The following is a 22,611-nucleotide window of genomic DNA, read 5'->3' on the forward strand; positions in this document are numbered from 1 at the left end:
GTCCGGAATGTGGGCACCGTCCTTCGGATGGCCACCAGATGGGTGGCTCCGGAGGAGGGGTGCGCGACGGTGACCGAGCGCGACGAGCCCGACCCGCGTCGCTGGAAGGCGCTTGCGGTCTGTCTGATCGCGGGATTCATCACCCTGCTGGACGTGTCGATCGTCAACGTCGCGCTGCCGTCCATCCGCGAGGGCCTCGGCGCGAGCGAGAGCGAGATCCAGTGGGTGCTGTCCGGCTACGCGCTGACCTTCGGACTCGTCCTGGTACCGGCCGGCCGGATCGGCGACGCGCGCGGTCGCCGGATGATGTTCATGACCGGCCTGGCCCTGTTCACCGGCGCCAGCGCGCTGTGCGGCGCGGCGCAGACGTCCCTGTGGCTGGTGCTGGCCCGACTGCTCCAGGGCATCGCCGGCGGCATCCTCACCCCCCAGGTGTCCGCGCTGATCCAGCAGATGTTCTCCGGCCGCGAACGCGGCCGCGCCTTCGGCATGTTCGGCACGGTGATCGGCATCTCCACGGCCGTCGGCCCCTTGCTCGGCGGCCTGATCATCAAGGCGTTCGGCGCCGACGAGGGCTGGCGCTGGGTCTTCTACGTCAACCTCCCGATCGGCATCGTCGCCCTCGTGCTGGCCCGGCGGTTGTTGCCCGGCCCCGACCACGAGAACCGGGCCTGCCTGCGCGATCTGGATCCGATCGGCGTGCTCCTGCTCGGCTCCGGCGTGTTGTTGCTGCTGCTGCCGCTGGTCGAGGCGCGGCAGTGGGAGGGCCCCGCCAAGTGGTTGCTGGTGCCGATCGCGGCGGCGTTCTTCGGCGCCTTCGTGTGGTGGGAGATCCGCCAGGGCCGGCGCGGTCGCATGCCCGTGGTCGACTTGGCGCTGTTCAAGGTCCGCTCGTACACGCTCGGCCTGTTGGTGATGTTGTTCTACTTCGCCGGCTTCACCTCGATCTTCTTCGTCTTCACCCTCTACCTCCAGTCCGGCCTGGGCTACAGCGCGCTGCTCGCGGGCCTGGCCATCACCCCGTTCGCGCTCGGCTCGGCGGTGGGCGCCTCGATCGGCGGGCGCCTGGTGAACCGGTTCGGCCACGCGCTGGTGACCGGCGGGCTGCTGATGGTCGTGGTCGGTCTGGTCGGCGCGATCGTGGCGGTGGACGAGGTGCCCGGGCACCGGGTCGGCTGGGCGATGGTGGCGCCGCTGGTGTGTGCGGGGCTGGGCAGCGGCCTGGTGATCTCGCCGAACCAGACGCTGACCCTGGCCGAGGTGCCGCCCGTGCAGGGCGGCGCCGCGGGCGGGGTGTTGCAGACCGGGCAGCGGATCGGCTCGGCGATGGGGATCGCCGCCGTCGGGTCGGTCTTCTTCTCCCGGCTGGCCGCCGACCAGGGCCGGGACTGGGCCGGGCCGCTGCGCCACGGGCTGATGGTCTCGGTGGGCTTCGTGCTTGCCGCGTTCGTGGTCGCCTTCCTGGACCTGCGCAAGGGCCGCACCTCGATGCCTCCCGGGCACGCCGGCCCGACGGCGCGCTGACCCCGGGGATGGTCCGCGCGACCCGGTAGCGTCCGGGCATGACTTTCGACATCCACGCGGCACTGCCCGCCGCGCTCGCGGATCGGGCCGGGGCCTGGCAGTTCATCCGCGCGTTCGCCGCCGACCGGACCGAGGCGATCGGTGTCGCGGACGGATACGACCGGGCGGAACTGGACGCGAGCGCCGCACGGCTGGGCGTGGCGGTGCCGACCGCGCTTCGGGAGCTGTACGAACTCCTGGGTCGGCGCCACGACCTGACAAGCAATCACGACGTGCTGCTGGCGCCGGACAAGCTCTACGTCGAGGACGGGGTGCTGGTCTTTCGCGAGGAGAACCAGGGCGTCGCGTGGTGGGGGGTGCGGCCGGACGGCGACGATCCCGCGGTGCTGGCGCGCTACAGCCTGGCCGAGCCGGCCGAGGAGACCTGGTCGGCCTGGCTGCCGCGGTTGTCGGTCGCGGCGGTGGAGATCGTACTGTCCGAGGTCCTGCTGTTCGACGACGAACTCGTCGAGGCGATCGAGCTCGCTCCCGAGGAGATCGAGCGGCTGCCGGAGGAGATGCGCGAACTGCCCTTCCCCGGGTACCCCGAGTGCGAGGAGCCCGGGAACCGGGTGCGCTGGTTCGCGAGCGCCGAGCTGCTGGCCCGCTACGACGGCGGGATGATCGTGTTCCGAGCACGCACGGAAGACGACATGGAGTACTTCTTCGACGTGGTCTGCGGCGAGGACGACGACGAGGGGGAGCCGGCCGCCTGACCGGGCCTCCCGAAGACCCCGGGACCCGGAAGACTTCAAGGCCCCCGGCCCCGACGCTTCGGACGCCTACGACGGACCGAGGCCCGGCGCCCCGCACTGGGGACGCCGGGCCTCGGTCGCGCTGTCCGCTCCGGATCGGGATCGGGATCGGGTCAGAATTGGCTGTTGCGGAACGGCTCCTTCGGCTTGCCCAGGTTCGGCTTGCCGAGTACGTCCTTGGCCGACAGTGCGTAGATGCCGTGGTTGGTCAGCACCCACACCACGTTGCGGTCCCACTCGACGTAGACGCCGTGCGTCTGGTTGCCCATCGCCCACTCCGGGAAGGTGCCGTCCTCGGTCGGCCAGTCCCTGGTCTTGGTACCGAACGCCTTGGGCACGAAGTACGCCTCGATCTCCGGCCGGGCGGGGTTCTTGACGTCGAAGACCTGGGCGCCCGCGTTGTAGAAGCCGTACACGAGCGTGCCGTCGTCGTGCCGGCCCGGGTTGGTGTAGTAGCCGGTGCGCTTGGGCCCGAAGCTGCCCCGGCGCTGGCAGTAGTCGGTGATCCCGGCCGACCGCGGCGGGGTGGGTCGGGGCAGTTGGCCGACGATCCGGGGGTTGGCCACGTCCCGCGCGTCGATCTGGTAGATCGGCTTGTACGGCTCGTAGCAGTCCTCGGTCAGCGGGTAGCCGGAGAGATAGATCATCCCGGTCTTCTCGTACTGCGACACGTCGATGTTGTCGCCCTCGGTACCCGCCACCGACGGCGGCAGGTCCACGTGGCCCACCTGGCGCATGTGTGCCGGGTCCGAGATGTCCAGGACGGTCATGCCCAGACCGCCCTGCACCGCGAAGCCGTAACGGCCGCCCTGCTCGACCGGCTTGGGTACGAACAGCGACATCCGCGCGCCCAGCCAGCTGGTCCGGTTGCCGCAGCGCGGGTTCTTCGCGTACGCGTCCTCCTCGCCGGTGACCTGGCCGGGCAGGTGCCAGGTGTCCAGGAGCTTCGGTGCGGCCGGGTCGGACATGTCGTAGGACTGGTAGCCGGCCGAGTGCAGGTTGGTCGGGTACTCGGTGTTGGCGAAGGTGTCGTTCGGCGCGACGGCGATGAACATGTACTTGCCGCCGTCCCAGTACGGCACGTCCAGCGAACCGGAGCCCTGCTGGGCCTTGGTCGGGTCGCTGTTCAGCGGGTTCGGCTGGGTGGAGTCGGTGCTGACGGTCGAGATCAGCCGCCAATCGGCCTTCCTGGGCCCGTCCAGGCGATAGACCTTGAAGCCCTTGAGCCCGGGCTTGGTGCGCAGCTTCGCCACACCCTCCGGGTTGCCGTACTTGTCGTGGCCCGGCTCGTCGGTCAGTTCGCTGATCTGGCGCTTGTCCTCGAAGGACTGCACCATCACGTAGGCGTTCAGCCGCTTGTTCCACTGGATCGTGGACGCGCCCCAGTAATCGCCCGCGGCCCAGGTGCCGTTGGCCTTGAGCTCGTCGCCGCCCACGTCCTCGCGGGACATCCGCTCCACCACCGTGACGTGCTTGACGTCGGTGATGTCGTAGACGCGGCCCTCGGAGCGGTCGTACTGGAACATGTACCGGCGTCCGCCGAAGTCGACGATGTTCTGCCACGTGTGGAAGAAGTCCGGGGTGAAGTCGTAGCCCTCGTAGGCGGCTTCGACGTTCATGTTCTTCACGTACTGCCTGCCGTCGTAGTCGGCACGGCGGCCTGCGAAGGGGTGCGGGTTCTCCTCGTCGAGCGGGGTGGACGCGGGAGCCAGGAACGAGCCGTCGAGCTGCATGCCGTAGGCGTTCGGGTCGGCCGGCTGCGGCCGGCGCTCCTGGCAGACGAAGGGGATGTTCGGGTCCGGCGTGGCGCCGGCGGCATTCGTGGTGTGCGGCGCGGAGGCGGCGGCGGTGCGGCCGGGGTCGCCCAGGTAGGTGCTGCCGGTGACGGCCACCAGGGCGGCCAGCGCGACCGCGCCCGACCTGCCGTATCTCCGGGACCTGCGGGATCTGCTGCCGAGGGCAGGCGTACGGCGCATCTGACGAACCTTCCGACACGGGACGATGACGGGGGAGTGCGCTTGCGTGGGGCGGTGTTTCGCGGACGCGGGCCGAGGGTGCCGAGGCGGGTTCGGCCCGCCGCCGATCCGGCGGGCTGCGTGGCGAGCGCGCCGTGATGGCCGGCCGAACCGCCCTCGTCACCTCTTCGCAGGCGAAGTGCACCTCCTGCGAAGGAACCCGACCCGGTGACCCCGGATGTTCCGGTGTCGTCGGGCGTTGGTCGAGGACCGCGGTGCCGACGGACCGATCCGCTCCGCCGGGGCGGAACGGGTCGGCGTCGTGGCCGAACAACGACGGCGCGCCGGACTCGATCCGGCCATCCGTACCCGGTGGATGGCTCGTCAAGAAGCTGTCGCCACGTGCATGATGGCTGCGCCGGCGCATGTCCATCCAATGCCGATCCGGCGCCACTGCATCACCAAACAGGTATGCGTGCCCGTGCGGTACGCAGCACCGAACCGGTACGGGAGCCTGCGTGGACCTGCTCGACGGACGCCTGAAGTTCCGGCATCTGACCCTGATCACGGCGATCGCCGAGCACGGGGGAGTCAGCCGCGCGGCCGAGGCCCTGCACCTGACCCAGCCCGCCGCGACCCGCACCCTGCGCGAGTTGGAGACGATGGTCGGCGTCCCGCTGTTCGAGCGGGGTCCGCACGGGATGAGTCCCACGCTCTACGGAGACGCCCTGGTCGCCCACGCGCGGGTGATCCTGGCCGAGGTGCGCCGGGCGGGCGACCACATCGCGAGCCTGCGCGAGGGGCAGACCGGTACGGTCACGGTCGGCACGCTGCTCGCGGGCACCAGTGTGCTGCTGCCGCGCGCGGTGTCCGCGCTCAAGCGGGACCGGCCCGGGATCACCGTGATCGTCCGCGAGGCCACCTACGACGTGCTGTATCCGCAACTGCTCGCCGGCGAGATCGATGTCGTGGTCGGCCGGCTCGGCCGGGCCGAGGACGCCGGGCGGGTACGGCAGACCGCGCTGTATCGCGAGCCGATCCGGCTGGTGGTGCGGCGCGGCCACCCGCTCCTGGAGACCGCGCGCGCGCTCGCCGACACCATCGCCCACCCGTGGATCCTGCCGCTCGAACAGACCGCGCTGCGCAGCGAGTTGGCCCAGTTGTTCACGCGCAGCGGGCTGCCGCTGCCGGCCGACCGGGTCGAGTGCACCTCGATCCTGACCGTGCGAGCGCTGCTGCTGGCCACCGACATGATCGCCGCGCTGCCCGAGCTCGTGGTCACCGGCGACGAGCGGCTCGCGGTGCTGCCGGTGCCGCTGGAGTCGGTGCGTCGCACGGTGGGCACCACGCTGATGGCGGACCGCACGCCGACGCCGGCGGTGAGTGCGTTCCTGGCCTGCATCGGTGATCAGGCGGCGGCGCTGCGGACCGCGCTCGGCGAGGAGGCGGCGCTCGATTCGGACTGAGCGCCGCGGGTGCGCCACCGCATGCCCGGCTCCGGCGGTTCGCCCGGGGGTACCACGCCGGCTCGACGCCCACGCGGCACCGCGCGCACCGCGGTGCGTGGGTACGGGTCGGTCGATTCCGGGATATTCACCGGCGGAACGGGTAGCCGGCACCCCGATCAAGATGCGACAGTTCGAATAACGCGGCGACGGTGCCCAGACCCCGTGCCGGCCCTTACCGGATCGCGCCGCGTGTGTCCATGGTGCTCGACCCCCTCGCGGGGGGCGCAGCCTCCCCCCGTAATCGGGGGGCTTGTCGGATCGTCCCTCGGACGGGCGGTCAATAGCGTCGAGATGGCGCCAAGCCACCGCGCTCGAAAGACCACCCTTCCCCCAGATACAGGGACGCCCCATGACCTTGACCGCACCCGTGCTGGACAATCCGGAGATATCGCCGCCTCCGCGTCGGGGCAGCGACTTCGCGCCGCTGCTCGCCGACCTCAAGGCGGCCGGACTGCTGGAGCGGCGCACCGCCTGGTACGCCCGGATGATCGGGCTGAACCTGCTCTTCCTGCTCGGTTCCTGGGCCGCGGTCGTGTGGGTGGGCGACTCGTGGTGGCAGCTCGCCATGGCCGTTCCGGTCGCGCTGTTCACCACCCGCGCCTCCTTCGTCGGCCACGACGCCGGCCACCAGCAGATCGGCCGCTCGGCCCGTACCCACCGGGTGCTCGCGCTGCTGCACGGCAACCTGCTGATGGGCATGAGCTGCGGGTGGTGGAACGCCAAGCACAACAAGCACCACGCCAACCCGAACCACCTGGAGAAGGACCCCGACGTCTCGGTCGGCGTGCTGGTCTGGGATGCCGACCAGACCGCCGGGCGAACCGGCCTGATGGGCTGGCTGACCCGGCACCAGGCCCGGCTGTTCTTCCCGCTGCTGCTGCTCGAAGGGCTCAACCTCAAGGTCACCGGCCTGATGGCGCTCAAGGAGCGGACCCCGCGCGAGCGCCTGGTGGAGGGCTCGGTACTGGCCGTGCACTACGCCGTGTACCTCTCGGTGCTGTCGATCGCGATGTCCCCGGTCAAGGCGCTGGTCTTCGTCCTGGTCACGCACGCGCTGCTCGGCCTGCACCTGGGCATGGCGTTCGCGCCCAACCACAAGGGCATGCCCGCGCCCGAGCCGGGCGTGAAGTGGGACCACCTGCGGCGTCAGGTGCTGACCTCGCGCAACGTCGCGGGCGGCCCGGTCACCGACTGGATGCTCGGCGGACTGAACTACCAGGTCGAACACCACCTGGTGCCGAACATGCCGCGGGTGAACCTGCGGCGGGCGCAGCCGATCGTGCGTGCGCACTGCGACCGGCTCGGCGTGCCCTACCTGGAGACGAGCCTGGTGCAGTCCTACCGGCAGGCACTGGGCCACATGCACGACGTCGGCGCCTCCCTGCGCGCCGAGCGGACCGGACGCGGCGAGCCGACCGGGCAGGCGAGCTGACCTCCGCGTCGGCACCGGGGCGGACGGTGGAACGGCGGACGGCAGAGCGCGGGCGCCCGAGCCCGCCCGCCCGAGCACGGACGGCAAAGCGGCGGACAAAGGTGCACGCAAACGATTGATGTGTTCTACATCTATCTCTAGGGTGGGGCCGACCATTTCCGTCCCCACCCAGGAGCGCGTCCCGTGGCCGGCCCCGCCTCGATCCCGCAGGACCCGCGACAACGTTTCCTGGTACCGGTCCTGGGCTCGTGCGGCATCGTCGCCGCGCTCATGCAGACCGTCGTGGTACCGCTGCTCCCGGACCTGCCCGCGCTGACCGGAAGCTCCGCCTCGACGGTCAGCTGGACGGTCACCGCGACCCTGCTCAGCGGCTCGGTGTGCACACCGCTGCTCGGCCGGGCGGGCGACATGTTCGGCAAGAAGCGCATGCTGGTCCTGGCGATGAGCGTGCTCTCGATCGGCTCGGTGATGTGCGCGCTGACCTCGGACATCGGCGTCCTGATCGTCGGCCGCGCCCTCCAGGGCATGGCCACCGCCGTGGTCCCGCTGGGGATCAGCATCCTGCGCGACGAATTGCCGCCGGCCAAGGTCGGCGGCGGCGTCGCGATGATGAGTTCGACACTGGGCATCGGCGCGGCCGTCGGACTGCCGCTGGCGGGCCTGGTCGTGGACCACGCCGACTGGCACGCGATGTTCTGGGGAGCCGCCGCGCTCGCCCTGCTGGTCCTGGGGCTGGTCCTGCTGGTCGTCCGCGAATCGCCGGTGCGCAGTCCCGGCCGGTTCGACGTGGTCGGCTCGCTCGGCCTCGCCGCGTTTTTGGTCTGCCTGTTGCTCGCGGTGTCCAAGGGCACCGCCTGGGGCTGGACGAGCACCCGGACACTGGGTCTGCTGGGTGCCGCCGCGCTGATCGTGCTCGCGTGGGGGATGCACCAGTGGCGGGTGAGCACCCCGCTGGTGGACCTGCGGGTGACCGCGCGACCGGCGGTGCTGCTGCCCAACATCGCCGCGCTGTTCATCGGCTTCTCGTTCTACGCGAACAGCCTCTCCACCGCCCAATTGGTGCAGACGCCGAAGGAGAGCGGCTACGGACTGGGCGTCTCGGTCGCCATCGGCGGGCTGTGTCTGCTGCCCGGCGGGGTGATGATGGTCGTGCTCTCACCGATCTCCACCCGGCTGACCGCCTCCCGCGGACCCCGGTTCTGCCTCGGCATCGGCGCGATCCTGCTCGGCCTGGGCTACGTGGTGCGGATCTTCACCAGCCACGAGTTGTGGACCATCATCATGGGCGCGACGGTCGTCGCCTCCGGCACCGCGATGTGCTACTCGGCGCTGCCGATGCTCGTCATCCGGGCGATCCCGGCCGCCCAGACCGCCGCCGCCAACGGCATCAACGCGCTGATGCGCACGATCGGCCAGGCCGTGTGCAGCGCGGTGGTGGCGGCGGTGCTCACGTCCTACACGATGTCCGTGGGCGGCCGCGTGCTGCCCACGCTGCACGCCTACATGGTCGTCTTCGTGATCGCCGGCGTCGTGGCCGGTTGCGCACTCGTCGCGTGCCTGTGCATCCCCGAACCCGCCGGCCCGACGGCCGTGGCGGTCCCGCTCGAATCGGCGAGCCCCGCCCGGGCCGTCGAGCCCCGATCCATCGCGGCTACGCCGGACCCAACCGGTCGAACATGATCAGCCCGTCCTCGAACACGGTCAGGTCGGCCACCTTCGCGTCCTTCGCCCGGATCGCCGCGGTGAATGCCTGCTCGTAGGCGAACATCGGGAGGTCCTTGGCCAGTTCGCGCTGCACCACGGCGTAGGCGGCCCGCCGGGTCGTGGCGTCGGTGGTGGCCCGGGCCTGGTCCAGCGCCTGGTCCACCGCCGGGTTCTTCCACTGCATGTGGTTGTCCTGGCCCTTGGAGTGCAGGAAGTTGTACAACACCGGCTCCGGGTCGTCGAAGGACAACACGAACTCGCCCGCGTCGAACTGCCGCTGGATCTGCACCTTCTGGAGGTATTGGGTGCCCTCCAGGAACTCGGTCTTCATGGTGATGTTCTTCATGTCGGCCACCTGCGCGAGCCAGTACTCGGCGGTCAGATGCGAGCCCGGGCTGTTGTAGGTGCTGTACGTGAAGGCCAGCGGCTTGCCCTCGGCGGCGAGCGCGTCCAGCAGTTGCTGGGCCTGGACCCGGTTGTTCGACGGCAGCGTCGCCTCCGGCGCGGCGAAGTCCGATCCCGGGCGCAGGAAGGTGCTCAGCGGTTTGCCGGTGCCGTCGGTGACCACCTTCGCGCGCGCCGCCGGATCCATGATCAGCGCGAACGCGCGCCGTGCACGCGGGTCGTCGAACGGCGGCCGGCTGGTGTTGAACAGCGTCATGAACCCGCCGCTCTTGCCCTCGGTGAGCACCGGCAGACCGGCCTTTTGCGCATCGCCGAGCAGCTTGGCCTGGGCCGTGGTCAGCACCTGGGCCTGGTTGGCGGCCAGCATGGCCAGTCGCTGCGACTGGTCGACCACCGGCTTGAGGGTCAACTCCTTCAGCGGCGGCCGGCCGCCCACCTGCCAGTACTTCGGATTGCGCTCCAGAACCATCTGCTGGTCGCGCACCCAGCTCTTGAGCCGGTAGGGCCCGGCGCCCACCGGCTTGGCGCCGAATCCCTTGGGATCGGCCCGAATCGCGGTCGGCGAGCCGATGAACGCGAGGTTGTGCGCGATCACCTTGTCGAAGTGGGCGTTCGGCGCCGGCAGGGTGACCTTGACGGTCCGGCTGTCGGTGACGGATATGCCGAGCCCGGTGACCACGCGGGCCTGTAGCGACTTGTTCGCCGGATCGGCGTGCCGCTCCCAGTTGAACTTGACCGCCTCGGCATCCAACGCGGTGCCGTCGGAGAACTTCAGGTCGGGCCGCAGCCGCAACGTCCAGACCCGACCGCCCTCCGCCGCGGTCGCGCTCTCGGCGAGTTGGGGTTGCGCGCGACCCGTCTTCGGGTCGATCCACAGCAGTACGTCGAACACGGCCGCGGCCTGGGTGCCGCCGGTGATCTGGGACAGACTCGCCACGATCGGGTCCAGGCTGCGCGCCTCCTGGGTGACCAGGACGGTCATCGCGCCGCGCGCCGAGCCGCCGGCGCCGTCGTCGGAGCCGCACGCGGCGGTGGTCAGGATCAGTCCGGTCAACGCGGCGAACAGGGCCGCCTGCCGGGTGGGCACGGATCGCACGGTGATCTCTCCTCGCACGGGCCCACCGGGGTCGGGCAGACCCTGGGTCTTCGTGGATGCTGCGTGTCAAGGATCAGCGAGGATCAACCTAGGTCTCTCCTGACTCACCGTCAACAACTGTTCCATGCAGAGTGATCGGTGTGCGAGGGCGGCAGGGCGCAACCGAGGGCGCGGCGCCGGTTGCGGGCCGGTCGGGTGATTCATGCGATTTCCCTGTCGAATCGGGCATAGGACGCTGTGTTTGTCGATGCCATGAGGCCGGAACGCACGCCAGGAGACCGCATGACGACCGCCGCACTGTCGCCGGAACTGCTCGCCGAGCTGCGCCGCCCGCGCGCGTACCCTGCGGTGTCCCTGACGCTGCCCACGCACCGGCACCGCCCGGAGAACCAGCAGGACCACATCCGACTGCGGAACGTGCTGGCCGAGGCGGAGAAACGGCTCGCGGCGGATCCGGAGGTGGGCCGGGAGGCCCGGATCAAGACCGTCGACCGGCTCAAGGCCGCGGCGGCGGAGCTGGATCCCGAGCACTTCCTGGACGGCCTGGTGCTCTACGCCTCGGCCGAGGAACACTACGCGTTCACCGTGCAGGCACCCGTCGGTGAGCGGGTGGTGCTCGCGACCACCTACCTCACCCGCAACCTGGTGGCCGCGGCCGAACGGCTCACCCCCTACTGGGCGCTGGTGCTCAGCGAGCACGAGGTGCACCTGTGGCACGGCCGCGGCGACGAGGTGCACGAGGTCCGCGACGGCGGCTTCCCGATCACCTCGGCCGGTCCGGAGCGGGACGGACCGCCCACGCGCGAGGGCGGCGGCCTGGGCGTGAGCGAGGACTTCCGCCGGTTGCTGAACGAGGCCGACGAACAATTGGCGCGCGCGCTCGCCGGACGCGAGGACAAGGTCGTGTTGGTCGGTCTGCGACCCCAGGTCAAGGCGTTCCGGGAGAACACCCGCAACGGCGCGCACCTGGCCGAGACCGAGTTGGAGGTCGGCGGCGTCAGCGAGGCGACGCCCGGCCAGTTCGCCGAGATCCTCGCACCGGCGCGGACCGCGCTGGCCGCGGAGGCGACCGCCGCGGCACTGCGGGCGCTGGACGACGCGCGCAGCGGCAAGCGGTACGCCGAGGGCATCCAGGAGGTGTGGGCGCCCGCCCGAGCCGGCCGCGGCGCGCTGCTCGTGGTCGAGGAGGGACTGCGGGTGACCGGTCGACTGGTGACGGTCGATCGCACCGGGGAGGTCGTGCTCCAGGTGCTCACCGGCCCGCACGCCGAGGACGCGGTACTGGCCGGCCGAGCCGAGGACGACATCGTGGACACCGTGGTCGAGGCGACCCTGGAGGCGGACGGCAAGGTCGTCTTCGTGCCCGACGACACGCTCGCGGATGCCGGCGGCATCGCGCTGGCGCTGCGCTACTAGGCCGTGTCCGGCGGATCCTGGTGGGGGCGTGCGGCGGCGGCCGATCGTGGGTCGTCGCACCCGTCCGGCAAACGCGACGAGTGCGGCGGTGGCCCTTCGCGGGTCGCCGCCGCACTCGGTCGTCGAGGGATGTGCGAGGAGCGGGTCGACGGCTCGGTCGAATGGTCAGTGCAGGTCGCGCTCCAGCGCCTCGAGGTCGTCCTCGTACGCCGTACTGGTCTCGAACCGGTAGATGATGCTGCGCGGATCCGCGTCGTCGAACGGGGCGTCCAGCCATTCGCCCGGCTCGGTCGGCTCGATCGCCGATACCCACAGGGTGGAATCGCCCGGTTCCAGGCCGAGTTCGTCGGCGCGCTGGGCGATCTCGTCCGGGTCGTACACGTCGAAGAGCACCGCGACCGCGCTCGACGCGCTGTCGGTGCCGGCGTCGCGCGGGGACGCCGACGGTTCCGTGTCGCCCGCCTCCGCGTCGGCCCGGCGGGCGTGGTCGACGAGCGTGATCAGATCCTTGATCGCGTAGTCCCGGCGGATCAGCACGGTGACCGCCTCCGGGTTGGTGGGCCCCTCGTACTCGGTTTCCTCGCTGCTGCTCGGCACCTCGAAGGGGGTGACCTCGTCGTAGGCGTCGTACAACAACTCGTCGTATGCCTCCGCGGCGGCCGCGAGCGCGTCGTACGCGGCGAACACGGCCGGGTCGCTCTCGCCCTGGCGGGCTTCGACGGCGGCCAAATGGTCGTCGATCGCCGATTTGAGAACGTCCGCGGCGGCACGGACCTGCTCTGGCGTGGGCTGCGCAACACCGGTCATGGGGTGACGTTATCCGCAAGACCCCCACGCGCGCACAATGGTTCACTGATGGCGGAGTCGGAGAGTCACCAAAAGGCCGGTCACCGTGCCTCGGCGCGGCTGCCGGGGAACGGAAACATGGCGGAATACGAGTTTCGGCAACTGGACATCCCGCGCGGCACCTCCCGGACCGACGCGTGTCGCATCCTGACCGAGCAGGCCGAGTACGGCTACTGGGAGCTGGACCGATTGCTCCTGCGCGGCGACGGCAGCCGACGAGTGGTGCTGCGGCGCCGGATCATCCGACAGGTGCGGACCATGTGACGGGCCGTCACACCGCGAGGACTGCCCGCCCCTGTCCTCCCAGGGGCGAGCAGTCCTCGCGTTCATCCGTCGTACGGGTCGTGCTCAGTCCTGCGCGGGGCGGGAACGGCGGTACAGCACGAAGCCGCCGAGCAGCAGCGCGGCGCCGATCGGGGCCACCGTGAGCGCGTTCGAACCGGTCTCGGCAAGCGAGCCGGCGTGGCTCGTGGACCCACCGGTGTCGCCCCCGGTCGCACCACCCGAGCTGCCACCGGTGCTGCCGCCGGTCGTCCCACCCGTGACGCCGCCCGTCGTGCCACCGTTGCTGCCACCGGTGGTCGGCGGCTTGGTGGTCGGCGGCTTCGTGGTGGGGGGCTTGGTGGTCGGGGGGTGCGTGGTCGGCGGCTTCGTGCTCGGCGGGCACGAAGTCGGCGGCTTGGTGTGCGGCGGCTCGGTGTGCGGAGGGCGCGTGGGGTTGGACGCGTTCACGCAGTGGTTGCCGAACGCCGGGTTCAGGGCGCCGATCACGTTCACCGTGTTCCCGCACACGTTCACCGGAACGTGGATCGGGACCTGGATGTTGTTGCCCGAGAGCACACCGGGCGAGCCGACGGCCGCGCCATCGGCCGCACTGCCGGCGTTGGCCACGCCCACCGCCGCGGACGCGAGTGCGCCCGTGGTGGTGATGACGACCAACAGCCCCTTCTTTGCGAACTGATGCATGTAAGTACCCCTGTGTCTCTCTCGCGAGGGGCGGGGGACGATGACCCCGCACGGACGTCAACGAGAGCCGACACAGGAGGTCACCGAAGCGGGGTCGATTCGCTCGTACGGCTGAGTTTCGGGATTTCTTGCAACCAGGATCTGATCGTTTTTGGGCGCTTTTCATCCCAGTCGGATGCTTGGCTGACCGATGGCGATCAACGCCCGTGCGGGCCGGCGAGGCGTCGGCGGGCCCGGTCCCGGCGGTGTCCTCAGGGCCCGGGATCACCGCACAGCGGGACGGCCCCGAGACCGTGTGGGTCTCGGGGCCGTCCGCACACCAACGAGCGTGTGGGCCTGGATCAGGCGTTGATGCAGGTGTTGCCGAACGTGGGGTTCAGCACACCGATGATGTCGATGGTGTTGCCGCACAGGTTGATCGGCACGTGGATCGGGACCTGGATGTTGTTGCCCGAGAGCACACCGGGGGAGCCGACGGCCGCACCCTGCGCCTCGGAGTCGGCCATGGCGCCACTGGCGCCGGCGAGCACAAGACCACCGCCGGCCGCGACGATGAACGCGACCTTGCCCATCTTCTTCATGATTCTTTCGTCCTCCTTGTCGACACCACGACGCGCTTGCGCGCCGCACAAGGGGAAACGACGGGACCGGACGGAGGCTACGCGTCGGCCGAGGTATTCACTCGTTCGGGCCCGGCCCCGGAAACGCCGGGCCACGGGACCGAGCCGGCGCGCGGACGGAGTGCCGGGAGCACTCCCGGCGCCCCGTCCGCACGCCGTGCACTCTCACGCGTTGTCCAGGAAGTGGTCCAGCACCCGCACGCCGAACTTGAGGCCGTCCACCGGGACCCGCTCGTCGACGCCGTGGAACATGCCCGCGAAGTCGAGGTCGGCCGGCAGCTTCAGCGGCGCGAAGCCGAAGCAGCGAATGCCCAGATCGGCGAAGGACTTCGCGTCCGTGCCACCGGACAGGCAGTACGGCACCGCCCGCGCGGCCGGGTCGTGCGCCCGCAGCGCCGCCGACATGGCCTCGACGAGCGCACCGTCGAAGCCGGTCTCCAGGGCCTGGTCGGTGTGCACCGTCTCGCGCCGCACCCGCGGACCCAGGACCGCGTCCAGTTCGGCGTGGAACTCGTCCTCGAAGCCCGGCAGGAACCGGCCGTCCAGATGCGCGGTGGCCTGGCCGGGGATCACGTTGACCTTGTATCCGGCATCGAGCATGGTCGGCTGCGCGGTGTTGCGGATGGTCGCGCCGATGATGCTCGCGATCGGGCCGAGCCGCTCGATCGTGGACTCGATGTCGTCCGGGTCGAGTTCGATGCCCAGCGCGTCCGAGACCTCGTCCAGGAATGCCCGCACCGTCTTGGTGACCCGGATCGGGAACTTGTGCCGACCCACCCGGGCGACCGCCTCGGCCAGTTCGGTGATCGCGTTGTCCTTGGCGATCATCGACCCGTGGCCGGCGGTGCCGTCCACGATCAGCCGCATCCAGTCCATGCCCTTCTGCGCGGTCTCGACCAGGTACAGCCGCAGATCGTCGTTGACCGTGAAGGAGAAACCGCCGACCTCGCCGATGCCCTCGGTGACCCCTTCGAACAAGTCGGCGTGGTTGTTCACCAGATGCCGTGCCCCGAAGAGGCCGCCGGCCTCCTCGTCGGCCACGAAGGCGAGCACGATGTCCCGCGAGGGCAGTCGGCCGGTGCGCACCCGGTCGCGCAGCACCGCGAGCACCATCGCGTCCATGTCCTTCATGTCGACCGCGCCGCGACCCCACACGCAGTCGTCCGCGACCTCGCCCGCGAACGGGTCGTAGGTCCAGTCCGCGGCGTGGGCGGGCACCACGTCCAGGTGGCCGTGGATCAGCAGCCCCGGCCGGGACCGGTCGGTGCCCTCGATCCGGACCACGGTGCTGGCCCGGCCGCGCTCGGACTCGTAGATCTGCGGTGCGAGGCCGACCTCGGCGAGCTTCTCGGCGACGTACTCCGCGGCGGCGCGTTCTCCCGGACCCGAGCCGTCACCGTAGTTGCTCGTGTCGATCCGAATCAGATCGCGGCACAGGTCGACGACCTCGTCTTCCGCGGTGGTGGTGGGCTGGGGACGGACAGCCTCCGTCATGACGGGCTCCTCGGGAAAGGCGGAACGGCACGCGTGTACGGGTGTACCCCCCATCCTGCACCCGCGGGCGGAGTCGGTATGTCCCGGGCGGTGTTCTGACGTCCAGTCAGTCGAGGCGGGACGGCGACGGGCCGGGGCGGGCAGGCGGCGAGGGGCCTCGCCGACGGCTCCGGCGAAGCCTCGGCGGCGGCTCGGTGAAGGCATCGACGGCTGCCTCGGAGGTCGCGTCGGCGACGCCTCGGCGACGGCGTCGACGAGGCTTCCGCACGAACGTAGGGAGATGCCTCTGACCGGGGGCGACGGGCCGCTGCTACCTTCCGGATCAGGCGGAACAAGCCGAACACAGAACAAGCCGTACAAGTCGAACAAGACGTGGAAAGCCGCGAGTCGGGCCATCGGGAGGGACGTCGCATGAACGGCACAGCGTGGGGCCTGACCGGTCCCGAATTCCTCAAGCTCTACGGCGGCCTGCTCGCCGGCCTGATCGTCCTGGCGATCGTGTTCCGGATCGTGATGGCCTGGGCGATCCGGGGCCAGGCGAACCGGGCGCCGCTCGGCGCATACGACGCCGCCTACCTGGCAGGCGGACCCGTCCGGGTCGCCGAGACCGCGGTGGCCTCGCTGATCACCGAGGGATACGTACACGTCCAGCGCGCCGGGCAGGTCACCGCCGCCACCGGGTCACGGCCGACCGAGCCGGTCGCGGCGGCCGTGATGGACTGCGTGCGCACCACCCGGGGCACCCGGCTCGCACTGTTGCGGGCCTGGAGCCGCAGCAGCATGCTCGCCGAGATCGAGGACAGCCTGGTCGAACGCGGCCTCGTGCACTCCCGGTTGGCCCGACGGATCGGCAAGGTGCCACCGCGGCTGATGCTCGTGCTCGGCCTGGTGGGCATCGCCCGCTTCGTCAACGGCCTGGCACACAGCAGGCCGATCGGATTCCTGGTCCCGCTGATCGTGCTCACGTTTGTCATCGCGGGCATCCTCAGCACGCCGTTCCGGGCCACCCGCGCGGGGCGCAGGGCACTGCGCGACCTGACCACGCAGCTGCGTGCGGACCGCCGCTCCGGCGTCCTGGTCGGCGCCGGTGCGCTGGCGGGCCTGTTCACGGTGGCCTGCCTGGGCCTGGCCGCGCACCCCGACCCGGATGCCAGGACGGCACTGGTGGCCTACGGCGGCAGCAGCGGTGGCGGCGGCGGAGACGGCGGCGGCGGAAGCAGCTGTGGCGGGGGAAGCAGCTGCGGTGGTGGCGGCGGTTGTGGCGGTGGCGGCGGCTGCGGCGGCTGAACCGGGGGATCCGTACCCATCCGTGCGCCGTACGGCTCCGAATCCTGTCCATGAGGATGCGGAAGCGGCACGGCGCACGCGATGGGTCGGGCCACGACGAACACGATCGGCCCGGCGGAATCGGGGACGGCGGCGGAGCCGACCCGACCGCCGGGCTCCGTGTGCTTCCGCCGCGGCGCGCGATGCGCCCGGGCGCTACGCCTTGGTGACGAGCATCCCGCGAAGCCGTTGCCGCGCAGCGCCGATTGCCCGAACTCGACCGGAACCGGCTTGCGTTCGCGGGGGCTACCACGGGTGGGGCTTCCACGAGGACGGTTGCCGCGCAGGTGCCGCCGCGGCGCACGCGCCCGGCGGGCGGTGGTCACCGTGACCGGCGACGCAAATCCCGGGCGCGGGTGTTCGGTTACGTGTTCAACCCGCTGTCGCTCTACGGGTGCCGCGACCGCACCGGCGCACCCGCGTGTGTGGTGGCCGAGGTGCACGACACCCATGGCGGCCGGCACGCGTATGTACTGCGCACCGACGGTCGGGGAAGAGCCACGATCGAAAAAGGGTTCTACGTTTCGCCGTTCCTCCCCGTGTCGGGCAGCCGTCGACCGATCTGCCCGAGTCGGACGGGGACTCGGCGGCGACGGTCACGTTGCACCATCCGGGTGCGCGGCCGTTTGTGGCTCGGGTGCGAGGGGAGCGGGCCCATACACGGTGCGATCCCCTGCCCGGACCCGACCCTGCGCCACCCGGTGGCGTCGCGCCTCGACATGGCGCGGATCCGCCGGGCGTGGCGTCGGTTCGGGGCTGTGCGGCACCCGCGGAGCGGCACAGGACTGGAGGGAGTCTGCGTTGAGTGTGATCGAGGTTGCCCCGACTCGGATCGACCCGGTGCGCTGGCCGGACGTGGCCGAGGTGCCCAGGCGGCCGGTGCGTGCGGCGGCCGCCCGGTTCCTGTTCGAGCGGGCGGTGGCACGGTTGCCGCTACGTGTGTGGATCGACGGTGCGGTGTTCGGGAGCGGCGGCGCGGCGGCGCCCCGGATGCGGATCGTCCGGCCGGAGGCGTTCTTCAACCGGGTCGGCGCGGGCGGGCTGATCGGTTTCGGTGAGGCGTATCAGGCGGGCGACTGGGAGGCCGACGACCTGACCGCCGTGCTGACCGTGTTCGCGTCCCGGGTGAGCACGCTGATCCCGCCCGCACTACAGCGACTTCGTCCCGTGGTGGTGCCCCGGATGCCGCGTTCGCAGCGCAATACCGTGGCGGGTGCCAAGCGCAACATCCATCGGCACTACGACCTGTCGAACGAACTGTTCGCGACGTTCCTGGACGAGTCGATGGCCTATTCGTCCGCGGTGTTCGAGCAGGGTGCGGACGGCGGCCCCAGGGCCGTGGAGGACGCGCTGACCGAGGCGCAACACCGCAAGATCGACCGCCTGCTCGACCTCGCGGACGTCGGTCCGGGCACGCGCGTGCTGGAAATCGGCACCGGGTGGGGCGAGTTGGCCCTGCGCGCGGCCGAACGGGGTGCCCACGTGCACACCATCACCATCTCGGCCGAGCAGCGCGACCTGGCGATCGAGCGGATCGCCAGGGCCGGTCTCGCCGACCGGGTCGAGGTCGAACTGTGCGACTACCGCCAAGTGCGCGGCACCTACGACGCGATCGTCAGCGTGGAGATGATCGAGGCGGTGGGCGAGGAGTACTGGCCGATCTACTTCGGCGTGCTGGACCGACGGCTCGCGCCGGGCGGACGGGTCGCGCTCCAGTCGATCACCATGCCGCACGACCGCATGGTGGCCAGTCGGGCCACGTACACCTGGATCCACAAGTACATCTTCCCGGGCGGCCTGATCCCCTCCGACGACGCGGTGCGCAAGGCGACCGCCGCCACCCGGCTGCGGGTTGCCGACAGCAGGTCGTACGGCCTGCACTATGCCGAGACGCTCCGGTTGTGGCGCGAGCGGTTCAACCGACGCGCGGACGAGGTGGAGGAGTTGGGCTTCGACCACGTGTTCCGGCGCATGTGGAACCTGTATCTGTCCTGGTCCGAGGCGGGTTTCCGGTCCGGCTACCTGGACGTGCGGCAATATCTGCTGATGGAGGCATGACCGGAGGCGGGGGCCGCCCGGCTGCCGGGGCGGCGCGCGGTGCGGGACTCCCTCACCGGGTCCTCGGAAGTTGAGGGCTTCCCCTGAAGTGCCGGGAGTGGCACACGTGATCTGCTGGGGTCGTGGACGAGGATCCGCTCCGGTCGGCCGTCGCGGGGGTGTGGCCGGGTGGAGCGGTGATTCGACGTCCGCAGTGGCGAAGGAGTCGGTACGACCGGCTCCTCGCGAGGAAAGGCCCCGACCGGGAAATCCCGGTCGGGGCCTTCGTTCGCGACGAGTGGCCACGGCCTTCCAGGGGTCGGCCGCCGGTGCTCGCGCCGCGGGCGCGGCTCCGGAGCACGCTCGTCTCGGTGCATGACTCGGTGCTTGGCTCGACGTTCGTCTCAGCGTTCGTCTCGGCGCTTGTCTACCGGGTGGTCGGCCCGGTCTTCGGGACTCGCTGCTCGGTCGCGCTGTTCCGCCGCGGGTGGTCGACCCTCGGGTCAGAGGGCCACGCCGAGGATCGCGTCCAGGGCGCGTGAGGCCACGCCCGGGGCGGACATGTCGTCGCCGCCTTCGGCGAGTTGCCGGGCCGCCCACGCGTCCATCGCGGCCAGTGCACCGGGCGCGTCCAGGTCGTCGGACATGCGTTCGCGGATCGTGGCGAGCAGTTCGGTGGTGTCCGGCCCGTCCGGGCGGCCGACCGCCGCGCGCCAGGTCGCGAGCCGGGTCTGGGCGTCCGCGAGGACATCGTCGGTCCATTCCCAGTCGCTGCGGTAGTGGTGGGCCAGCAGCACCAGGCGAATCGCCATCGGGTCCACGCCTTCGCGGCGCAGCTTGGACACGAACACCAGGTTGCCGCGCGACTTGGACATCTTCTCGCCGTCCAGCGCGACCATGCCGGCGTGCACGTAGACCTTCGCGTACGGCACCTCGCCGGTGACCACATGCGCGTGCGACGCACCCATCTCGTGGTGCGGGAAGACCAGGTCGCTGCCGCCGCCCTGCACGTCGAAGCCCATGCCCAGGTACTTGAGCGCGATCGCCACACACTCGATGTGCCAGCCGGGCCGGCCCGCGCCGAAGGACGCGTCCCAGGACGGCTCGCCGGGCCGCGCCGCGCGCCACAGCAGCGGGTCGAGCGGGTCCTTCTTGCCCGCCCGCTCCGGGTCGCCGCCGCGCTCGCCGAAGATCTCCAGCATCCGGGCGGCGGTGTAGCCGGACACGCCGCCGAAGCTCTCGTCCGACGCGATCGAGAAGTAGATGTCGCCGTCCACCGAGTAGGCCGCGTCCTTCGCGAGCAGGTCCTCGATCAGCGGCACGATCAGCGGGATCGCCTCGACCACGCCGATGTAGTTCGCCGGCGGGAGCACCCGCAGCGAGGCCATGTCCTCACGGAACAGCGCGGTCTCGCGCTGCGCCAGCTCGACCCAGTCCACTCCGTCCCGTTCGGCCCGCTCCAGGAGCGGGTCGTCGACGTCGGTGACGTTCTGCACGTAGTCCACGTCGTGGCCGGCGTCCCGCCAGACCCGCTGAAGCAGGTCGAACGCGACATATGTGGCGGCATGCCCCATGTGGGTCGCGTCGTACGGCGTGATGCCGCACACGTACAGCCGCGCGACCGGTCCCGGGGTGATCGTCACGAGATCGCGCACGGAGCTGTCGTGCACGCGCAGGGACGCACCCTGACCAGGGAGAACGGGGAGCTCGGGTGCAGGCCAGGCATACATACGTATGAGACTAACGTCCGCGAGGGCGGAAGATCTTCCAGGGTTGGCGGACTAATTTCCGCGTCTTTGCCGAACGACATGCACGGTCCGGCGCGCCGGCGATCGGGTCTCGGCGCCGGAGTGGGCCCGGGACCGGCCCGGGTGGGCCTCGCTCGCACCGTGCCGGGGGCGCTCGCACCCTTCGGGCAGGACTCGGCCGACCCTGCGTGCGGTCGTGCGTGCGGCCGGGTTCAGATCGGCGGCCAGGGGATCACGTGTCGGCGGCCGTCCGGCTGCGGCAGCCGGTTCTCGGCGAGCAGGACCCGCACCCGTTCGCGGGTCGCGGCCACCTCGTCCGGCGTGATCAGCTCGGCCAGCCGCACGCCGAGCGGCCCCGCCAGGTCGGTCGCCAGCGAGGTCAGCGCCTCCCGCGCGGTGTCCGGCAGCGGCTCGCCGGCCCAGCCCCACAGCAGCGTGCGCAGCTTGTCCTCGACGTGGAAGCAGATGCCGTGGTCGATCCCGTACACGTGGCCGTCGGGACCGGGCAGCAGGTGGCCGCCCTTGCGGTCGGCGTTGTTGATCACCGCGTCGAACACCGCGATCCGGTGCAGCGCGTCGGCGGCGGCGTGCACGAGCAGGGCCGGCTGCTCCTTGCCCTGCTCGTCCGGGACGACCACGCGCGCGATCGGCTTCCAGGCCGGACCCGGGTCCACCGCGGGCAGGATCGCCACCGGCTCCGGTTCGTCGTCGGCCGGCTTGTGGTCGATCCACAGCTGGCACATGCCCGCACCGTACGGCCCTTCGCGGAACACGGTCGTCGGCACGATGTTCCAGCCGAGCGCCTCGGACACCTCGTACGCGGCCACCTCGCGCCCCGCCAGCGTGCCGTCCGGGAAGTCCCACAGCGGCCGCTCGCCCGCCACCGGCTTCCACACGCACGGCAGGGATATCCCGTCCAGCGTCGCCATGCAGTACAGCGTCGCGTTGGAGGCGTCCTCCAGCCGCGCCTGCACCGTCAACTCGCCCCGGCGCAACAGCTTCGGGACGGCCGCGGCGTCGAGAACCGTGTCGGTCAACGCCGGTATCCGTTGGCGCGCGGGCAGATGTGGCCCTCGGGGTCCATCGGCAGTCCACAGAACGGGCAGGCGGGCCGGCCCGCCGCGACCACGAGCAGCGCGCGCTTGGCGAACGCCCGGGCCTGACCGCCGGTGAGCCGGACCCGGAGCAGCGGCGGGCCGTCCTCGTCGTCGTCATCGCCGAGCAGGGTGTCCTCGGGCGAGTCGTCGTCGGGCACCTGGGCCTGCGCCTCGACCACGAGCCGCTCGTCGTCGGCATCCCACGCGAGCGCCATGGTGCCGACCCGGAACTCCTCCAGGATCGGCGGCAACAGCGGGCCGGAGTCCTCCAGTTCGGCCGGCGTCACGGCCGGCACGGCGGTCTCGCCGCCGGTGCGACGAACCAACTCGTCGAGCAATTCGTCGACGCGTTCGGCCAGGACGGACACCTGGGTCTTCTCCAGGGCGACGCTGGTGACGCGGCCGGCGGCGGAGGCCTGGAGGAAGAAGGTTCGCTGGCCGGGCTCACCTACGGTGCCGGCGACGAACCGCTCCGGGGGGTCGTACAGGAAGACCTGGCGGGGCACGAGCTGCTCCGTGTTTCTGTCGAGAGCGGGACGGGGGTGGGGGGCGGTGCCGGTGGCCGGCGGTGATGCTGCCGGCGGTGGCGGTGCAGGCGGTGCTTTGTCGGTGCTTTTCTCGGTGGTCTGTCGGTGGTTTGTCG

At 71.0% G+C, this 22,611-nt stretch carries 18 protein-coding genes and 2 pseudogenes; 11 read left to right on the forward strand and 9 right to left on the reverse strand.

Annotated features, from left to right (window positions below; genetic code table 11):
• Window positions 1–27: 27 nt before the first annotated feature.
• Window positions 28–1,524, forward strand: coding sequence for an MFS transporter (locus tag ACFZBU_RS31715; RefSeq protein WP_391587134.1), 1,497 nt, complete (start codon window positions 28–30; stop codon window positions 1,522–1,524).
• Window positions 1,525–1,562: 38 nt separating this feature from the next.
• A complete protein-coding gene (locus ACFZBU_RS31720) occupies window positions 1,563–2,279 on the forward strand; it encodes an SMI1/KNR4 family protein (RefSeq protein WP_391587135.1) in 717 nt (238 codons plus the stop codon).
• 152 nt (window positions 2,280–2,431) lie between these two features.
• Here the strand turns inward: ACFZBU_RS31720 and ACFZBU_RS31725 are convergent, their stop codons facing one another.
• Window positions 2,432–4,294 carry a hypothetical protein gene (locus ACFZBU_RS31725; RefSeq protein ID WP_391587136.1) on the reverse strand — a complete coding sequence of 621 codons (1,863 nt, stop codon included), beginning with the start codon at window positions 4,292–4,294 and terminating at the stop codon, window positions 2,432–2,434.
• A gap of 497 nt (window positions 4,295–4,791) precedes the next feature.
• Between ACFZBU_RS31725 and ACFZBU_RS31730 the strand changes: the two genes are divergently transcribed.
• From ACFZBU_RS31730 to ACFZBU_RS31740, 3 genes are all read left to right on the forward strand, one after another.
• Window positions 4,792–5,739, forward strand: coding sequence for a LysR substrate-binding domain-containing protein (locus tag ACFZBU_RS31730; protein ID WP_391587137.1), 948 nt, complete (start codon window positions 4,792–4,794; stop codon window positions 5,737–5,739).
• 391 nt (window positions 5,740–6,130) lie between these two features.
• Window positions 6,131–7,213, forward strand: coding sequence for a fatty acid desaturase family protein (locus ACFZBU_RS31735; RefSeq protein ID WP_391587138.1), 1,083 nt, complete (start codon window positions 6,131–6,133; stop codon window positions 7,211–7,213).
• 183 nt (window positions 7,214–7,396) lie between these two features.
• Window positions 7,397–8,893: an MFS transporter gene (locus ACFZBU_RS31740; RefSeq protein WP_391587139.1), complete on the forward strand. Its 1,497-nt coding sequence runs from the start codon at window positions 7,397–7,399 to the stop codon at window positions 8,891–8,893.
• Here the strand turns inward: ACFZBU_RS31740 and ACFZBU_RS31745 are convergent.
• On the reverse strand, window positions 8,865–10,418 hold the full coding sequence (locus ACFZBU_RS31745; RefSeq protein WP_391587140.1) for an ABC transporter substrate-binding protein: 1,554 nt from the start codon (window positions 10,416–10,418) through the stop codon (window positions 8,865–8,867). The genes ACFZBU_RS31740 and ACFZBU_RS31745 overlap by 29 nt on opposite strands.
• A gap of 282 nt (window positions 10,419–10,700) precedes the next feature.
• Between ACFZBU_RS31745 and ACFZBU_RS31750 the strand changes: the two genes are divergently transcribed.
• Window positions 10,701–11,834 (forward strand): chemotaxis protein, encoded by a 1,134-nt coding sequence (locus tag ACFZBU_RS31750; protein WP_391587141.1) that lies wholly within the window; start codon window positions 10,701–10,703, stop codon window positions 11,832–11,834.
• Window positions 11,835–11,999: 165 nt separating this feature from the next.
• Here ACFZBU_RS31750 and ACFZBU_RS31755 read toward each other — a convergent pair whose 3' ends face one another.
• On the reverse strand, window positions 12,000–12,641 hold the full coding sequence (locus tag ACFZBU_RS31755) for a hypothetical protein (protein WP_391587142.1): 642 nt from the start codon (window positions 12,639–12,641) through the stop codon (window positions 12,000–12,002).
• A gap of 117 nt (window positions 12,642–12,758) precedes the next feature.
• Here ACFZBU_RS31755 and ACFZBU_RS31760 point away from each other — a divergent pair, with 117 nt between their 5' ends.
• Window positions 12,759–12,944, forward strand: a complete 186-nt coding sequence (locus tag ACFZBU_RS31760; RefSeq protein ID WP_020551221.1) for a DUF5703 family protein — start codon at window positions 12,759–12,761, stop codon at window positions 12,942–12,944.
• An 84-nt stretch (window positions 12,945–13,028) separates the two neighbouring features.
• Here the strand turns inward: ACFZBU_RS31760 and ACFZBU_RS31765 are convergent, their stop codons facing one another.
• The 3 genes from ACFZBU_RS31765 to ACFZBU_RS31775 all read right to left on the reverse strand — a co-directional run bounded on the left by ACFZBU_RS31765 (window position 13,029) and on the right by ACFZBU_RS31775 (window position 15,760).
• Window positions 13,029–13,646 (reverse strand): chaplin, encoded by a 618-nt coding sequence (locus ACFZBU_RS31765; RefSeq protein ID WP_391587143.1) that lies wholly within the window; start codon window positions 13,644–13,646, stop codon window positions 13,029–13,031.
• Window positions 13,647–13,987: 341 nt separating this feature from the next.
• Window positions 13,988–14,227: a chaplin gene (locus ACFZBU_RS31770; RefSeq protein WP_391587144.1), complete on the reverse strand. Its 240-nt coding sequence runs from the start codon at window positions 14,225–14,227 to the stop codon at window positions 13,988–13,990.
• A gap of 204 nt (window positions 14,228–14,431) precedes the next feature.
• Window positions 14,432–15,760 (reverse strand): M20/M25/M40 family metallo-hydrolase, encoded by a 1,329-nt coding sequence (locus ACFZBU_RS31775; protein ID WP_391587145.1) that lies wholly within the window; start codon window positions 15,758–15,760, stop codon window positions 14,432–14,434.
• A 411-nt stretch (window positions 15,761–16,171) separates the two neighbouring features.
• On the opposite strand from ACFZBU_RS31775, the gene ACFZBU_RS31780 reads away from it, so the two are divergent.
• The 4 genes and pseudogenes from ACFZBU_RS31780 (at window position 16,172) to ACFZBU_RS31795 (ending at window position 19,144) form a co-directional block, all read left to right on the forward strand.
• Window positions 16,172–17,047 (forward strand): TIGR04222 domain-containing membrane protein, encoded by an 876-nt coding sequence (locus ACFZBU_RS31780; protein ID WP_391587146.1) that lies wholly within the window; start codon window positions 16,172–16,174, stop codon window positions 17,045–17,047.
• Between the two features lie 221 nt (window positions 17,048–17,268).
• Window positions 17,269–17,417 (forward strand): annotated as a pseudogene (locus ACFZBU_RS31785) (amine oxidase); the annotation flags it as partial.
• A gap of 25 nt (window positions 17,418–17,442) precedes the next feature.
• Window positions 17,443–17,625 (forward strand): annotated as a pseudogene (locus tag ACFZBU_RS31790) (DUF1365 family protein); the annotation flags it as partial.
• Between the two features lie 262 nt (window positions 17,626–17,887).
• A complete protein-coding gene (locus ACFZBU_RS31795; RefSeq protein ID WP_391587147.1) occupies window positions 17,888–19,144 on the forward strand; it encodes a class I SAM-dependent methyltransferase in 1,257 nt (418 codons plus the stop codon).
• A gap of 482 nt (window positions 19,145–19,626) precedes the next feature.
• Here ACFZBU_RS31795 and mshC read toward each other — a convergent pair whose 3' ends face one another.
• The 3 genes from mshC to ACFZBU_RS31810 all read right to left on the reverse strand — a co-directional run bounded on the left by mshC (window position 19,627) and on the right by ACFZBU_RS31810 (window position 22,474).
• On the reverse strand, window positions 19,627–20,853 hold the full coding sequence (mshC, locus tag ACFZBU_RS31800; RefSeq protein WP_391587148.1) for a cysteine--1-D-myo-inosityl 2-amino-2-deoxy-alpha-D-glucopyranoside ligase: 1,227 nt from the start codon (window positions 20,851–20,853) through the stop codon (window positions 19,627–19,629).
• Between the two features lie 230 nt (window positions 20,854–21,083).
• The gene (locus tag ACFZBU_RS31805; RefSeq protein ID WP_391587149.1) at window positions 21,084–21,908 is read right to left on the reverse strand and encodes an SCO1664 family protein; all 825 of its coding nucleotides are present in this window, start codon (window positions 21,906–21,908) and stop codon (window positions 21,084–21,086) included.
• Window positions 21,905–22,474: a DUF3090 domain-containing protein gene (locus ACFZBU_RS31810; RefSeq protein WP_020551213.1), complete on the reverse strand. Its 570-nt coding sequence runs from the start codon at window positions 22,472–22,474 to the stop codon at window positions 21,905–21,907. Before ACFZBU_RS31810 ends, ACFZBU_RS31805 begins: the two co-directional genes overlap by 4 nt.
• Between the last annotated feature and the right edge of the window lie 137 nt (window positions 22,475–22,611).

The organism is Embleya sp. NPDC008237 (assembly GCF_042956465.1).
Classification (GTDB): domain Bacteria; phylum Actinomycetota; class Actinomycetes; order Streptomycetales; family Streptomycetaceae; genus Embleya.